The organism is Pseudomonas sp. GW821-FHT02A08 (assembly GCF_059422045.1).
The window spans coordinates 1-604 of the sequence record NZ_JBWKWD010000088.1; the positions used below are offsets into that span (position 1 = coordinate 1).

Sequence of the window (604 nt, forward strand, 5' to 3'; positions counted from 1 at the left end):
ATCAGGGTGCCTTGGCTATGGCCCATGATGGTGATGGTTTCATCGGGGGATACCCGGCGAATTTCCCTGACCAGCATTGCCAGACGATGGGCGGCCAACACAAAGTAATGCCGCAGCGGCGCATTGGCGAAGAGCAGGTAATTGTTCGGTTTGATCAATTCGACCATGCCGGTTTTGCGATTGGCCTTAAAACCCTCGCCATACATCTCCTCCAGGTTGTTGGTGGCATTGACAAAAAAACCACCGGCCTTGGCAAAGTGGCGATCCAGGCGATTGCCCTGGATATCCTGAAACTGGTTGCGCATCCGGAACGGGTCACCGGCGTCATCACGCTTGACGTGTTCCGGCGCGGCGCGATAGCCCCAGTAGAACGGGATCATCAGGCTGCGGGTTTTGGGCGCGGTAGTATCTCGACGATAAAGGTAGGTATCAGGGTCATCGAGTATGGTTTTCTGATCAGCACTCCGTTCATCAAGTGGCACGTCCTTGGCTGCACTGTAAGCTGCCCCATACCGCCCCGCCTTGAGATCCGGCCGATCCAGCCGCTCGTTAACCCCCTGGCACAACCCGGTTTCCACCGACTCATAGGACGCCCCGGGATCAT

The 604-nt window shown here is 57.0% G+C and carries 1 protein-coding gene; it reads right to left on the reverse strand.

The genetic code is table 11. The annotated features are described in order from the left end of the window. Window positions 1-604 (reverse strand): T6SS effector phospholipase Tle3 domain-containing protein (locus AC07W4_RS27840; protein WP_495034731.1); only part of this gene is annotated, 604 nt, incomplete at both ends.